This is a genomic window from Saccharopolyspora sp. ID03-671 (assembly GCF_045278815.1).
GTDB lineage: Bacteria > Actinomycetota > Actinomycetes > Mycobacteriales > Pseudonocardiaceae > Saccharopolyspora > Saccharopolyspora ipomoeae.
This window is the reverse complement of sequence record NZ_CP134054.1, coordinates 7,033,006-7,047,479: the sequence shown is the minus strand read 5'-3', so window position 1 is coordinate 7,047,479 and position 14,474 is coordinate 7,033,006. Positions and strand designations below refer to the sequence as shown.

The window sequence follows — 14,474 nt, the reverse complement described above, 5'->3', positions numbered from 1 at the left end:
CTCGACCCGGGATTAGCTTTCTACTAGACGCAGTAGTACACCCTTACGATGACCGGTAGTAGTTCATCTATAGTGTGGCTACAGCAGCGCTGGGCGCACTGCTCGGTTGCTTGAGCGGCCGGCTCATAGTCAGGAGGCAACGTTGACAACGGTGGCGTCACAACCGGCCCCGACCCGGCTTTCCCCGAACCGCAAGATGGCTAAGGGGTCGTTCCTGGCGCGGATGTTCCGCACGACGGACCACAAGCAGATCGGCATCCTCTACCTGGTCACATCGATGGCGTTCTTCATGGTCGGCGGCCTGATGGCGATGCTGATCCGCGGCGAGCTCGCCAAGCCCGGGCTGCAGTTCATCTCGCAGGAGCAGTACAACCAGCTGTTCACCATGCACGGCACGATCATGCTGCTGCTGTACGCGACCCCGATCCTGTTCGGCTTCGCGAACTACATCCTTCCGCTGCAGATCGGCTCGCCGGACGTCGCGTTCCCGCGGCTGAACGCCCTGAGCTACTGGCTCTACCTGTTCGGCGGCATCACCGTCGTGGCCGGATTCCTGACCCCGGGTGGAGCTGCCGACTTCGGATGGTTCGCCTACACCCCGCTGTCGAGCGCGATCTATTCGCCCGGCGCGGGAGCTGACCTGTGGATCTCAGGTCTGCTCGTCAGCGGCCTTGGCACGATCCTCGGAGCCGTGAACATGATCACCACCGTGGTCTGCCTGCGCGCGCCGGGCATGACGATGTTCCGGATGCCGATCTTCACCTGGAACATCCTCGTCACCAGCGTGCTGATCCTGATGGCGTTCCCGATCCTGACCGCCGCGCTGCTCGGGCTCATGGCCGACCGCCACCTGGGCGCCCACGTCTTCGACCCGGCCAACGGCGGCGTCATCCTCTGGCAGCACCTGTTCTGGTTCTTCGGCCACCCCGAGGTCTACATCGTCGCGCTGCCGTTCTTCGGCATCGTCTCGGAGATCTTCCCGGTGTTCAGCCGCAAGCCGCTGTTCGGGTACACGGGCCTGGTCTACGCGACGCTGGGCATCGCCGCGCTGTCCGTCGTCGTGTGGGCGCACCACATGTACGCCACCGGCGCCGTCATGCTGCCGTTCTTCGCGTTCACCACATTCCTGATCGCGATCCCGACCGGCGTGAAGTTCTTCAACTGGATCGGCACCATGTGGAAGGGGCAGCTGACCTTCGAAACGCCGATGATCTTCAGCGTCGGCTTCCTGGTCACCTTCCTCTTCGGCGGTCTCACCGGTGTCCTGCTGGCCATGCCGCCGATCGACTTCATGGTCTCCGACACCTACTTCGTGGTCGCGCACTTCCACTACGTGCTCTACGGCACGATCGTGTTCGCCACCTTCGCCGGCATCTACTTCTGGTTCCCGAAGATGACGGGCCGGATGATGGACGAGCGGCTCGGCAAGCTGCACTTCTGGCTGACCTTCATCGGCTTCCACGCCACGTTCCTGGTCCAGCACTGGCTGGGCAACGAGGGCATGCCGCGCCGCTACGCCGACTACCTGGAGTCCGACGGCTTCACCACGCTGAACACGATCTCCACCATCGGCGCGTTCATCCTCGGTGCGTCGATGCTGCCGTTCCTGTGGAACGTCTTCAAGAGCTACCGGTACGGCGAGGTCGCCGAGGTCGACGACCCGTGGGGCTACGGCAACTCCCTGGAGTGGGCGACCTCCTGCCCGCCGCCGCGGCACAACTTCACCGAGCTGCCGCGCATCCGCTCCGAACGTCCGGCGTTCGAGCTGCACTACCCGCACATCTCCGAGCGGATGCGGCTCGAAGCTCACCTGTCCCTCACCGGCAAGACCCTCGCCCACAAACACGGACCGAACAACGAATGATCGTGGAGAAGCCGGCCATGCTGATGTGCGACAGCCCGCGAAGATCGCTGTTCGGCCATGCCTGCGTCGTCATGCGCGGAACCGCTCGGCGGCATCGTGCAGCGCGGCCGCCAACTGATCCACCTGCTCACGAAGAGTGAACAACGCAGGAGTCACACGGACGCAACTTCCCTTGACAGGACCATCCCGCTCAACTGTGAAGATGCGGTATCGATCGAAGAGGTAGTTGCTGATCGCTTCGTTGTCCGCCTTGGAGATCCGTCCCGTAATACGGAAACTCGTGATCGCACTGTACATCGACGGGTCCTCAGGGGTCAGAATCTCTATGTTGTCGATGTCGCTGACGGCTTTGACCCAGCAGTCGCGCAGGTGCTGAAGCCTCGCGTGCTTGACGGTGCTTCCCAACGAGACATGGTGGTCCAAAGCAGACGGCACCGATAGGACACAAGCGACGTCCCGGGTCCCAGAAACGACTCGAGACCGAATATCGTCCGGCGGGTACGACCGGTCGGCGAACGCTGGGTCGATAGCATTCAACCGATGCTGACGAACATAGAGGAATCCGGTTCCCAATGGGGCACCGATCCACTTGTGCAGGGAGAAGCCGACGAAGTCGGCTTCTAGGTCCGCGACCGTGAAGTCAAGTTGCCCCCAGGAATGGGCCGCATCGACGATCACATCGACACCGTGGTCACGTGCCATGCTCACGATCTCGCGAACAGGCAGGACGAGGCCGGTGCGATTGTTCACGTGGCTCAGCAGCAAGAGCTTGACCGCAGGATGGTCGCGAAACGCCGCAGCGTAAGCGTCAAGGACGGCCTGTCGAGTAGCGGGTTCGGGTATCGCGAGGGTCACGACCTTGACACCGCGGCGATCCTTCAACCAGTCCATGGAATTTTGCATATCTGGGTAGTCGAGGTCGGCATACATGACCGCGTCACCTGGGCGTAGTTCGTTGTAGCCACCGATGAGGTTCTGCAATGCTTCGGTCCCGCTCTGGGTCAGGGCGATCTCGCCCTGCTGAGCACCGAGGAGGTCGGCTATCCGTTGCCTGATCTTGTCAGCCTCAGACTTGTAGGTAGTGCGTAGAAGCCGTGAATTACGACTGTTCAGCAGATCGACGTTGCTGTGGAACGTCTGACGGACGGCGTCGGGCATGATCCCGTAATAGCCGTTCTCCAGGTTGATGAAGTCGTTCGTGACGTTGAACTGCTCGGCAACGTTGCGCCAGTAACGCTCGTCCTTTGCGATCTCGCCGGGTGTCTTGTCCTTCGACGGGGCGGGAGCCAAGGGCGATGCTGCACGAACGGGAGAGGCGGCCAGCGCGGGCACCAACGTTCCGATGGCACCGACCATGCTACGTCGTGAAATGGGCATCGATCCTCCGGTTTCAACAGGGCGCGTGGATGGGTCGGCCGAACGCCGCGGAAGCCAGGTTCGGCCGCCAACGAACTGGAGCGTTGACCCCCACCGATGTCCAACTGCTTCCTGGGACATCCGTGGGATCTTCCGAATCGACAAGCGCCACCAGCTGAGTCACATATCGCTGACCATGATCCGGACCCATTCGAACACAGGTCCACTGTAGATCCAATGACAACTCAAACGCGTTGCACCATAAGGACAAGAGTTCGCACGAAAGAAGGACGCGAAGAGCCTGCAGAGCCGACGCTGGCCCCAACCGGCATGTTGGCCACCGTGGGTGCCGATTGCTTCACTGACCGCATCATCAGTACTGGGAAGCTGTCGCTTGCTCTCCTGGCCCTGGCCACGTTCGTTGCGGTTCACGTGATGGTTGCGACCAGCAATGGCTCACCCGCACACACATGCGTCCCAGACTCGGTGGTCTCGGTCGGTGGTGACGACTCGTGCTCCGGCAACGACACCGGACATGGTGAAAACCACGATGACACCGAGCACTGCCCGGGAGACCATCACTGCTGGTCTTCGATGCGTTTTAATGCTGCGTGCGCGGATCTCCCGGTGCAACTGACGGTCAGCGTTGACGCGCCCTCGGTTGCTGCCCAGCTGGCTACGGCGCGGCCTATTCCGCCGATCTCGTATTCCGCCCATCCGGCCAGATCGCTGGGAGGCCGTGAAACCCTCCTCTGTCGAGCACGTCACGAACGTGAATCCCTCGCTTCGTCTCAGCTGAATCAAACTCTTTCTCGGCATGACTTTTGCGCCGTGCGACGAGAACTTTCCGTGTGCCGAAACGCGATCACGAGGGACAATTTCAGGCCGCGTTGTTCGCGGTGTCCGGAATCCTCGCGATCGCAGGACAAGTTCGGATCACTGCTGGGTGTAAGCGGCGATGGGGACCTGACCGTTGCCTCACCGCTGGCCTGCTATTGATGAGCGCGGCCTTCATCCCACCGCTGTTCACCGCCACCGCACCGAGCGCGACCGGGCACACTTCTCTCGGGGACGTCATCGCCCGAGCTGCCCCACTGCTCCTGTCTGCGGCGCTTCTCGCGGTCGGTCAGGTAATTGTGTTTCCCTTCGAGATGGACACGATCGTGACGTTGACAGGAAACCGGCTCGTTGCAACCTATTATTACGGCCTCTACAACACGGTCTGCGGAGTGGGAATCATGCTCGGCAACCTGCTGACACGAAGTGCACTCGATGCCGCCCGAACGTCCGGGGTCGCCATGCTGCCGTGGGTTGCCATGATCGTCATCGGTCTTTTCTGCGCTGCTGGGATCAGCACGCTCGATCGAGCCCAACGCTTGAGCCTCCAACCCGCCGTCGCAGCCGGCTGACAGGAGCAGCTTCTACAACAGACGGAGACGGTGGTGGCCTCTAGCGACGTGGAATCTCTAGAGGCCACACCGTCGCATACCGGCAATCGCCTGCATATCAACCACTTCTTGCTGTCATGCCCTGGCGCGCCTAGGCCGACCTCGGAAGCTGATCAACAACGCAACCACGCCCAACGCCAGCTGCTGCTTCGCGTATTCGTCGGCAGCCGCGAAGATCGATCGGCTCCAGAATCACCCTGCCCAACCCCACCCACTCGCCGCGGTGCCCGGTGTCGGTTCCTTGCACACGGAACCCGCCGTGAGCCAAAAGACGGGTTACCCCAGCAACGCCAGGTCGAGCTTTGCCGAGTGCTACGTCGCCTCAGCCCTTCGTTCGGACCGACGTAGCCAGAGGACGCCACGCCGAGGCAACGGCGCCGAGGCCGAACCACGGCCAGTCATAGCTCACCGGCGTTCTCGGTGCTCGAGCTCGACTGCGTGGCGCATCGTCTTGCGGCCTCGCTTGCGGTCGCCGGCGAGGTCGTAGGCCTGGGCCAAGGCGAACCACCGGCGCCAGTCCTGCGGTGCGGCTTCCAGTTCCGCCTGCTTCTCATCGAACCACGCGTCGGCGATCTCCCGCTCGACCCGGCCTGACGGGCGGCGCGGCAGGCACGAGACGTCCGGCATCGCATTCTCTGCGTAGAGCCGTCGCGCGAGCCGTTCAGTGCTCACACCGAACCGCAACTGGTCAACGACCAGCACGGCACCGAGCACCGGCAGGACGAAAACAGCCAACCCGAGCACGATGAACACCGGGTGCCCACTGCTGATCATGATGACTGCCCGGCCACCCATGAGCACCAGATAAGCCAGCAGCACAACGGCCACCACGAACGCGGACGTCCGCGGCGTCAGCATCCAGGATTGGACTGACGAGCTCACGTGACGACCACCTTCCACATCGACAAGGACGCCGCGAATCGTTGCAGCTCAACCCGGCATCATTACTACGCACTCTAGTACACGACCGACCGCGCGCCGGCCTCCTGCCTTCCAGCAGCGGAACCCGGGGATTCGAATTCGACATTATGTGCGCCGTCGCCCCCTCGCCGCGAACCGCTATCGTGGCCGTACGCCACAGCGCTGGGCACCAGGACCAGACGACGGGGGAACCGTCGCGCCGATTCGAACGCAGGCAGGCGCCAGATGACACCACCGGCTATCGGACTGATGGGCGGAGCGTTACTGGTGGCCACCACGGCACCAGCCCTGCTCCGCAGGTATCAGGGCATGCTCGCTGCGCCCACCGTCGGCCTGATCGCCTGGCTAGGTGCTGCCGGCGTCGCTCTCGGCATGATGTTCGCCGCGGGACCGTTGGCCCTTCTCGATGCGCATCTGTGGCTCGCGGCCCGCACGAAGTCCTTCAGCGGGTCTTTCCTGGCAGGGTGCATCGGCGTGCTGCATCGACCGGGTGCTGCGGCACTCACCGCCACGCTCGTGGCCACGACACTCGTGGTCTACGTCGCCTTCGTGTTGGCCAGGAACCGGGCCAAGCGACGGAACCAGACACGTCTCTACTCGCGTACCGTCGAGCGGCTTGGGCACCACGACGCCCGCCTTGGCGCACTCGTCGTTCCCTACGCGGAACCGGTGTGCTTCTGCCTGTACGACGGGACACCGCGGACCGTGATCAGCTCGGGTGCGCTGCAGCTGCTCACCGCGCGCCAAGTGGAAGCCGTGCTGAGCCATGAACGCGCGCACCTTTCTGGACATCATCACGCGTTGACCTCACTGTCACGAGGACTCGCTCGCGCGGTCCCGCTTCCCCTCTTCCGCGCGTTGCCCGAGCAGATCGAGCTGCTGCTCGAGCGATCGGCCGACGAGATCGCGAGCACGCAGTGCGGGCGGGGCCAGGTCGCCTCGGCGCTGGCACGGATGGTCGACCACGGTGTGCCGGGCACCGCTCTGGCGGCCACCGGCGGAAGCCTTGACACCCGGATGTCCTACTTGCTCGATCCAGCCAGCTCCCCGCGCCTGCGCGCACGAACGCTGGTGTCCTGGCTCCTCATCGCTGTGGTCACCGCCGTTGGACCAGTGACGCTGCTGACGCTTGCCTGCGAACTGAGCTTGGCCCCGTAACCATAGCGACTCACCCGAGCAGCAGACCCTGTCGCCTCGACCTCGTAATACAGCGCGCAGTTCCAGATACCCAAGTTGGTAGTTACGAAGTTGGGTTTTCGGTGTACCGTAACTCCATGCCCGACTCGCCGAAAGGTCGCTCGCATGCGCCGGAGGACTACCTGCGCGCGATCTTCGACTTGGCTGAGAACGGCCACAAGGTGACGACGACAGTTCTGGCCCGCGAGCTCGGAGTCAGCCCGTCCTCGGCGAGCGCCATGGTCAGCAAGTTGCGTGAGCGGGGGCTGGTCGAGCATGCGCCGTACGGATCCATATCAATGACCCACCTAGGTATGAGCTCAACTCTGGCCGTGCTGCGGCGCCGCATGCTCATCGAGCTGTACCTGCACCGCGAACTCGGTTGCCGCAGAGAGCGCGCACATGACGACGCCGCCGCATTGGAGCATGCGGCTTCCGAGACGTTGATCAGTCGGATTGCTCAACAGCTCGGCGAGCAACTTCCCCCAGATATAACGCCTGCCCCAGCACCCTCCTTGAGTATCGTGGAGCCGCGATGAGCACGACCCAGGAACCGGCCGCCGAACACGCGACCGTGGCCGTGGGTGAAGTGCTCGCGAGGGGACGCCTACGCGGTGTGGTGGCGATGCTCGGCCCGGCCTTCATCGCCGCGATCGCCTATGTCGACCCCGGCAACTTCTCCACCAACATCAGTGCGGGCGCCGAGTTCGGCTATGCGCTGGTATGGGTCGTGGTGCTGGCGAACCTGATGGCGATGCCTGTGCAGTTCCTTTCCGCGAAGATCGGCATCGTCACTGGCAAAACGTTGCCTGAAGTGTGCCGGGACCGGTATCCGGCCCCGGTCAGGTGGGCGTTATGGCTGCAGGCCGAGATCGTCGCCATGGCCACGGACGTCGCCGAGTTCGTCGGCGCCGCGCTGGGGCTCTACCTGCTGTTCGGGGTGCCCATGCTGCCCGCGGCGCTGATCACGGCCGTGGTCGCGTTCATCGTTCTCGGTTTACAGGCACGCGGCTACCGTCCGTTCGAACGGGCGATCGCAGCCATGCTGCTGCTCATCATCGGCGGCTTCACCTACGAACTTCTGCACATCGGCCCCGACGCCGGCGAGGCCCTCGCCGGGCTGGTGCCGACGCTTCCAGGATCCGGGAGCGCCTACCTCGCGGTTGGGATCATCGGCGCCACCGTGATGCCCCACGTCGTCTACCTCCACTCGGCCTTGACGAGCCGCCGCGTTTCCTGTTCGAACGACACCGAACGACGGACAGTCCTCCGCTTCGAACGCTGGGACGTCATCGTCGCCCTCGGTCTGGCCGGCGCCATCAACCTCACGATGCTCATGGTTGCGGCAAAGCTGTTCCATAGCACCGGGAACACCGACATCGGCAGTATTGAAGACGCCCATGCCGGGCTCGTCACGCTCGCCGGAGGCACGGCAGCTTTGATCTTCGCCGTGGCGCTCTTGGCGTCCGGCATCTCGTCGTCAAGCGTCGGCACCTTCGCTGGCCAGGTCGTCATGGCCGGCTTCCTGAACTTCCGGATCCCGCTGCTGCTGCGCCGACTGATCACCATGCTGCCCGCACTCCTCGTGATCGCACTCGGCATGAACGCCACCGACGTCCTGAACTTCAGCCAGGTCGTCCTCAGCTTCGGTGTCCCGTTCGCACTGATACCGCTCGTGCTCATTACGCGAGATTCGGCCGTCATGGGTTCCTTCTCGAACTCTCGACGGATGACGATGCTCATGACAGTGATCACATCCGTGATCGTGTGCCTCAACGGCTATCTGCTCTACGACCAGTTCCTCGGCTGATCCCGTGAGCTCGCGCCGTCGGTAGACCGCGGGCTCTCCGGCGCATCTGTGTTGACCCAAGCATTACCGCCCGGCATTCTTATACACACATTGCGATGTGTGCATACGATTATCTGGTGAGCAAAGGAGACGCACGATGAGCCGGGGGCAGGGCCACGGTCACGGTCACGGACTGGCAGCCGCCAGCGCAGGCGCTCGGCATCTGCCCCGGTTGCGGATGGCGCTTGGGCTCACGGCAGCCTTTCTCATCGTTGAAGTGGTCACGGCGCTCACCACGGGGTCGCTCGCACTGCTCTCCGATGCCGGGCACATGCTCACCGACGTAGCGGGCCTCGGCATGGCACTTGCAGCAATCTCAGTGGCCAATCGCGGCCAGAGTTCGAGCGGCCACACCTTCGGCCTGTACCGGCTCGAGATCCTCGCCGCACTGGCCAACGCAGTCCTCCTAACCGGCGTGGGGATCTACGTTTTGTGGGAGGCCATCGACCGCCTCGCCAATCCGGTCGAAGTGCCCTCGGTCCCGTTGCTCGTCGTCGCCGGGGTTGGCCTCGTCGTCAACCTGGTCGCTTTCGGCCTGCTTCGAGCCGGCGCAAATCAAAGCCTCAACGTGCGCGGCGCTTACCTCGAAGTGGTCGCCGACATGTTCACCTCCCTCGGCGTGCTGGCGGGTGGATTCCTGATGATGGTCACCGGGTGGCCCTGGGTCGACCCCGTCATCGGCGCCGTGGTCGGACTCTTCGTCGTGCCTCGCGCTATCCGACTCGGCGTGCAAGCGCTGCGCGTGCTCATCCAAGCTGCCCCCTCGCACGTCGACGTCGAGGCGCTGCGCTCTGACTTGGCGAACATCCCTGGCGTGCAGGAGGTTCGCGATCTGCACGTGTGGACACTGACCTCCGAGATGGAAGTGGCCTCTGCCCACCTCACCGTCGAAAGGCGAAGCGACCATCACGCCGTGCTCGACCGCGCTCAGCACCTCCTTCGCCAGGACTACGCCATCCCGCACCCAACTGTTCAGATTGAGCCCACCGATCACCGGGATTGCCCGGGAGCAGAGTGGTGAGCACCGAGAAACGGAGAAAATCTGCCATGCCCGGTCGACCTCGTACTGGCACCTTGGCTCCGCCAGCGGCGCTGGCCCAGCGCATTGCCCCGCTTCCGGGGCTTGTGCTGAACATCATCGGCTTCCTCGGGGGCGTCGCATTACTCGACGCATGCCGCGGAGCCGAGCCGTCTACTACCGGGATCGGTCGTGTCAATGCCGTTCACCAGCACGGAGAATTGTCAAGCGTCCTGGCCTCGTCCAGGCCGACTTAATCCGGACCCCATCACGACTGCGCACCGTGCTTCTGCAGCCACGTCAACGGATTGACCTTCCGGCTATCCGCGTCCCACACCTCGAAATGCAGGTGCGGGCCCGTTGACTGGCCTCGGTTACCCACCTCGGCGATGACGTCGCCCGCCTCCACACGTTCGCCTTCGCTGACCAACGCGCGATTGATGTGCCCATAGACGGTGATCGTGCCGTCATCGTGCTGGAGGCGAACCCACAGGCCGAACCCACTGGCAGGGCCGGCATCGATGACGGTGCCACGCTTCACCGCGCGGATTGGGGTGCCGATGCTGTTCGCGATGTCGAGGCCGTAGTGCGTCAGCCCCCAGCGGGCACCAGGCTTCGACGTCACACGACCTTCCACCGGCCACACCACTCGGTTGCGCCGGGCCTCGCGTTCTGCTGCTGCTCGTTGCCGGGCCGCATCGGCCTCCGCCGCAGCTCGCTCCTCGCCAAGGCGGACGCTCTTGTTGAGTTCGCCCAGCTCCTCCGACGCACCACGAGTAGGTTCCTGCGCAGGAAGCAGCGTCGAAGACGAGGGAGTACTTGCCTGTTGCTCTCCTTCCCCGAAAGCAACATGACTGATCGACGCGAGCGGGGTAACCATGTCATCCGCGCTGGCATCTGGGTGCCCGGTCGCCTGCGCCTCATGTGCTGTCGCGAGGCCCGCGGCGGCTACAGCCCCACCCAACACGGCAAGAAACGTCGCGTAGGTCCGTACCGAACTGGATGGGCGCGACCGCACACCCGCACCTGACTCTGCATCCGCAAGATCAGACTGATCTCCGCAGCCCGAACCCGAGTGATCGGCACGGAGGTTGGACACGGGGATGCTGCGACTTGACCGACGCTGATTCACGTACTGCCTTCCGAGTGCTGCAGGCGTTGTGCTCGCGCAAGCGCGACCGCCGACAAGCGGCGCGAGATAGCCCGCAGTCGACATCGGCTGAGCCGCATCGCTGCTGTCTCCGCACGCTGAACACAACCGCCCTCGTTCTGGTGACGGCGTGGCAGGCACTCGCCACGCACGTGATCCCTACGTGGTGACCCTCTGTTAAACGGATTAGCGTTCGACAGCCGCAGCTCACCCGGAAGGCCCCCGAAACCGTTACCGAGTGCAACCCGCGGAAGGTCGCGGCAAGATTACGGCATCACCGACGACCTGTCTACGACCTCCCCTAGTAGACCAGCCCACATGGTCCACAATAGAGTCCCGACCAGGAACAACATGCCTCCATGGGGCGAAACCATGCGGCAATGTAAGCCAATGAGCCCTCGGCTATTGACCCACCTGTATCCCCATACTCTTGCGCGGCCACGTTGACCTCGACAGCAGTGCGCAATCGCCCCCACTCACGCGACAAGGACGGCTGACGCTGGTCTTTCACTCAAGACCTAATGCCACATATAGGAGAACTCGGGCATGCTGATACGGGCAATTACGGTAGATCCAGCTAGTCGGCGAACAGATGCCCGAGCCTGCTGGCTGAAAGTCCGACCCGGCTGGCCAGTTCCGCGAGGAGCATAGGCCCGATGACCAGATCCGGCACCGACCGCAAGACCTGCCGCAACGCGGTCTGCCCACCGGCCGAGGTCACGTCGCAACCTCCTCCCGATCTCCTGCCGGCGACCGAAGGTGGACCAGGACCACCAGCGCACCACCGCAGGTGATGAACACGTCGGCGAGGTTGAAGGTGGGCCACCAACCGGTGTGCAAGTAGTCAGTCACTACGCCATCCATCGCTCGGTCGACGAGATTGGCCGCAGCGCCGCCAAGGATTGCCGCCAACCCGGTCCGTCCGAGTAATGGTGTCGTGGGTGCTGTTCGCCAAGCGAGGACGCCGATACCGGCGATGATCAGTGCGGTTGCGGCGATAACTATCGCGCTGGGCAGAGTGTCACCGAGACTGAACGCCACGCCCGGGTTGTAGGCCAGTCGCAGCTCCAGCACGCCGAGATCCACGTTGGGCCCATCGGCGAGTGTGCTCGTTGCGAGCGTCTTGATGCCCAAGTCTGCCAACGCGAGCATCAGCGCGACGCTGGTGAGGGCGAGCCTGGTGTGACTCGCCCTCACCACAGCGCTGACTGCGCTGGTCATGCGCGGGCTCCCACCGCAGGGCGGGTAGTGCTCGTCCGCTGCGGCGCCGCTGCTCCAAGAGGCCGGGCCCGACCGGCGCGCACACCGTTGGCGATGACGACGACTTCCGCCAATTCGTGCACAGCCACCACTGCAGCCAGGCCCAACACCCCGAACAGCGCCAGCGGCACGAGGCCAATCACGATCGCCAGGGACAAACCGACGTTCTGCAACATGATCCGCCTCGCGCGGCGAGCGTGGTCCAGGGCTTGAGGCAGGTGACGCAGGTCCTCCCCCATCAGGGCCACGTCGGCGGTCTCGATGGCCACATCCGTGCCCATCGCTCCCATCGCTATCCCCAGATCCGCGGTGGCCAGGGCAGGGGCGTCATTGACGCCGTCGCCGACCATTGCGGTCGGGCGGTGGCCGCGCAGCTGCTCGATGCGGCGGGCCTTGTCCTCGGGCCGCAGCTCCGCGTGCACATCAGTGATCCCGGCCTCGGCCGCCAGGGCGGCCGCGGTGGCGTGGTTGTCTCCAGTGAGCATCGCGACGTGGTATCCGTCCGAGCGCAGCTGGTCGACGACCTCGCGAGCCTCCGGGCGCAACTCGTCGCGCACGGCGATCGTCCCGATCAGCGTCCCGTCGTGTTCGACGAGAACGGCGGTCGCACCGGCGTGCTGCAGCCGCTGCACCTCGTCGGTCAGAGGACCGGCATCGAGCCACCCGGGCCGCCCCAGCCGCGCGGTCGATCCGTTGAGGCTACCGGTCAGCCCCGCTCCAGTGACCGCCTCAACGTCGCCGGCCGGCGTCACCTCGTCAACGGCGGCGAGGATGGCCCTCGCCAGCGGATGCTCGCTGCGGGCCTCCAACGCGGCTGCTACCGCGAGTACCTGTTCACGGGTGGCGCCATTGGCTGTCACGACGTCGATGACGGCGGGCCGGTTGCGGGTCAGGGTGCCGGTCTTGTCCAGCGCCACCCCACGCAACCTGCCGAGACCTTCGAGCGCCGCGCCGCCCTTGACGAGCACGCCGAGCTTGCTGGCCGCGCCGACCGCGGCCACCACGGTCACCGGCACCGAGATCGCCAACGCGCACGGTGAGGCGGCCACCAGCACCACGAGGGCCCGCTCGATCCAGGTGGCCGGATCGCCCAGCAGACTGCCGATCCCGGCGATCAACGCCGCAACGATCATCACCCCGGGCACGAGCGGCTTGGCGATGCGGTCGGCGAGGCGCTGACTAGCGCCCTTGCGGGACTGCTCGGCCTCGACGATCCGCACGATCCTGGCCAGCGAGTTGTCCTCAGCGGTCGTGGTGACCTCGACCTCGAGAACCCCGGTGCCGTTGATCGACCCGGCGAACACCTCATCACCGGGCGCGACCTCCACCGGCATCGACTCACCCGTGATCGCCGAAAGATCCAGCGCGGTGCGGCCGGTACGGATGACGCCGTCGGTAGCGATCCGCTCCCCTGGCTTGACGAGCATCGCGTCCCCGACCCGCAACTCCGCAGGCGCAACGACCTGCTCGCTCCCGTCCCGGAGCACGGTCGCCTGCTCGGGCACCAAGGCCAGCAACGCACGCAGGCCGCGGCGGGTGCGAGCCAGGGAGTACTCCTCCAGCCCTTCACTGATGGAGAACAAGAACGCCAGCATGGCGGCCTCGCCCACCTCGCCGAGAATGACGGCTCCGACGGCGGCAATCGTCATCAGCGTGCCGACACCGATCTTGCCCTTGACCAGCCGTTTCAGCGTTCCCGGCACGAAGGTGTAGGCGCCGGCTGCCAGCGCCAGCCACTCGAACACGCTCGCGGCGATGTCGGACGTTGCGGTCCAGTCGATGATCCACGCAGCCAGCAGCAGGACACCGGACACCGCAGCGGCCTGGAGCTCAAGGACCTGCCATAGTCGCTCGGGTTCCCGCTCTTCAGCTTCCTCGTCGACGCGGGGTTCGTCTCCGCCGCAGCACGCGTCACTCACCGCGCAAGCTCCTCGTTCTCGACAGCCTCGGCCTGGGAACCGTTGCCATAGTTCGGGCACAACACCACCGCATTGCCGGTGGAGGACAACAGCGTCTCCGCCGAAGCCAGCAGATCCAGCAGCTCCGGTCGCGCCAGCGCGTAGAACACCTGACGCCCCTCCGCTCTGCCGGCGACTAGCCCGCAGTCGCGCAGACAGGCCACGTGCGCCGACACGGTCGACTGCGCCAGTCCGAGCTCGCCGACCAGATCGGCCACTCGGGCCTCCCCGCCCGCCAGCCGCTTCACGATCGCCAACCGCGTCCCATCCGACAGGCTGTGGAACAACGCCACCGCCGCATCCGTACCACTCGAGGCCAGGCATCCCGCAGTGTTATTCATCGTCACATGGCGATGATAGCCTAGGTTGGCGATGAATCAAGTGTCGCCAACCACGCCCAGGAAGTCGACGAGGCACCGGAGTCCAGCTCCGAACCGCCTTCCGATTAGAAGATCCGCTGCAGACCCTTCAACA

General features: G+C 64.6%; 13 protein-coding genes. 6 read left to right on the top strand and 7 right to left on the bottom strand.

Annotated features, from left to right (window positions below):
* Positions 1–142 precede the first annotated feature (142 nt).
* Entirely contained in the window at positions 143–1,864 is a 1,722-nt protein-coding gene (gene ctaD / locus REH65_RS32770) for a cytochrome c oxidase subunit I (RefSeq protein WP_406690598.1), read from the top strand.
* A gap of 69 nt (positions 1,865–1,933) precedes the next feature.
* Here ctaD and REH65_RS32765 read toward each other — a convergent pair whose 3' ends face one another.
* A complete protein-coding gene (locus REH65_RS32765) occupies positions 1,934–3,220 on the bottom strand; it encodes an aminotransferase class V-fold PLP-dependent enzyme (protein WP_406690597.1) in 1,287 nt (428 codons plus the stop codon).
* A gap of 998 nt (positions 3,221–4,218) precedes the next feature.
* Between REH65_RS32765 and REH65_RS32760 the strand changes: the two genes are divergently transcribed.
* Entirely contained in the window at positions 4,219–4,629 is a 411-nt protein-coding gene (locus tag REH65_RS32760) for a hypothetical protein (protein WP_406690596.1), read from the top strand.
* Positions 4,630–5,073: 444 nt separating this feature from the next.
* Here the strand turns inward: REH65_RS32760 and REH65_RS32755 are convergent, their stop codons facing one another.
* Positions 5,074–5,526: a hypothetical protein gene (locus tag REH65_RS32755; protein WP_406693280.1), complete on the bottom strand. Its 453-nt coding sequence runs from the start codon at positions 5,524–5,526 to the stop codon at positions 5,074–5,076.
* 330 nt (positions 5,527–5,856) lie between these two features.
* On the opposite strand from REH65_RS32755, the gene REH65_RS32750 reads away from it, so the two are divergent.
* The 4 genes from REH65_RS32750 (at position 5,857) to REH65_RS32735 (ending at position 9,635) form a co-directional block, all read left to right on the top strand.
* Positions 5,857–6,747, top strand: coding sequence for a M56 family metallopeptidase (locus tag REH65_RS32750; RefSeq protein WP_406690595.1), 891 nt, complete (start codon positions 5,857–5,859; stop codon positions 6,745–6,747).
* 116 nt (positions 6,748–6,863) lie between these two features.
* Positions 6,864–7,304, top strand: coding sequence for a metal-dependent transcriptional regulator (locus REH65_RS32745; RefSeq protein ID WP_406690594.1), 441 nt, complete (start codon positions 6,864–6,866; stop codon positions 7,302–7,304).
* Complete coding sequence (locus REH65_RS32740; RefSeq protein WP_406690593.1) at positions 7,301–8,575, top strand: Nramp family divalent metal transporter; 1,275 nt, start codon at positions 7,301–7,303, stop codon at positions 8,573–8,575. The genes REH65_RS32745 and REH65_RS32740 overlap by 4 nt, the downstream gene beginning before the upstream one ends.
* Positions 8,576–8,711: 136 nt before the next feature.
* Positions 8,712–9,635, top strand: a complete 924-nt coding sequence (locus tag REH65_RS32735; protein WP_406690592.1) for a cation diffusion facilitator family transporter — start codon at positions 8,712–8,714, stop codon at positions 9,633–9,635.
* A 265-nt stretch (positions 9,636–9,900) separates the two neighbouring features.
* On the opposite strand, the gene REH65_RS32730 is transcribed toward REH65_RS32735, so the two are convergent.
* The 5 genes from REH65_RS32730 to REH65_RS32710 all read right to left on the bottom strand — a co-directional run bounded on the left by REH65_RS32730 (position 9,901) and on the right by REH65_RS32710 (position 14,347).
* A complete protein-coding gene (locus tag REH65_RS32730) occupies positions 9,901–10,512 on the bottom strand; it encodes a M23 family metallopeptidase (RefSeq protein ID WP_406690591.1) in 612 nt (203 codons plus the stop codon).
* Between the two features lie 847 nt (positions 10,513–11,359).
* On the bottom strand, positions 11,360–11,503 hold the full coding sequence (locus tag REH65_RS32725) for a hypothetical protein (RefSeq protein WP_406690590.1): 144 nt from the start codon (positions 11,501–11,503) through the stop codon (positions 11,360–11,362).
* Positions 11,500–12,003, bottom strand: a complete 504-nt coding sequence (locus REH65_RS32720; protein ID WP_406690589.1) for a signal peptidase II — start codon at positions 12,001–12,003, stop codon at positions 11,500–11,502. Before REH65_RS32720 ends, REH65_RS32725 begins: the two co-directional genes overlap by 4 nt.
* On the bottom strand, positions 12,000–13,961 hold the full coding sequence (locus REH65_RS32715; RefSeq protein ID WP_406690588.1) for a heavy metal translocating P-type ATPase: 1,962 nt from the start codon (positions 13,959–13,961) through the stop codon (positions 12,000–12,002). The genes REH65_RS32720 and REH65_RS32715 overlap by 4 nt, the downstream gene beginning before the upstream one ends.
* Positions 13,958–14,347, bottom strand: coding sequence for an ArsR/SmtB family transcription factor (locus REH65_RS32710; RefSeq protein WP_406690587.1), 390 nt, complete (start codon positions 14,345–14,347; stop codon positions 13,958–13,960). The genes REH65_RS32715 and REH65_RS32710 overlap by 4 nt, the downstream gene beginning before the upstream one ends.
* Positions 14,348–14,474: the final 127 nt, after the last annotated feature.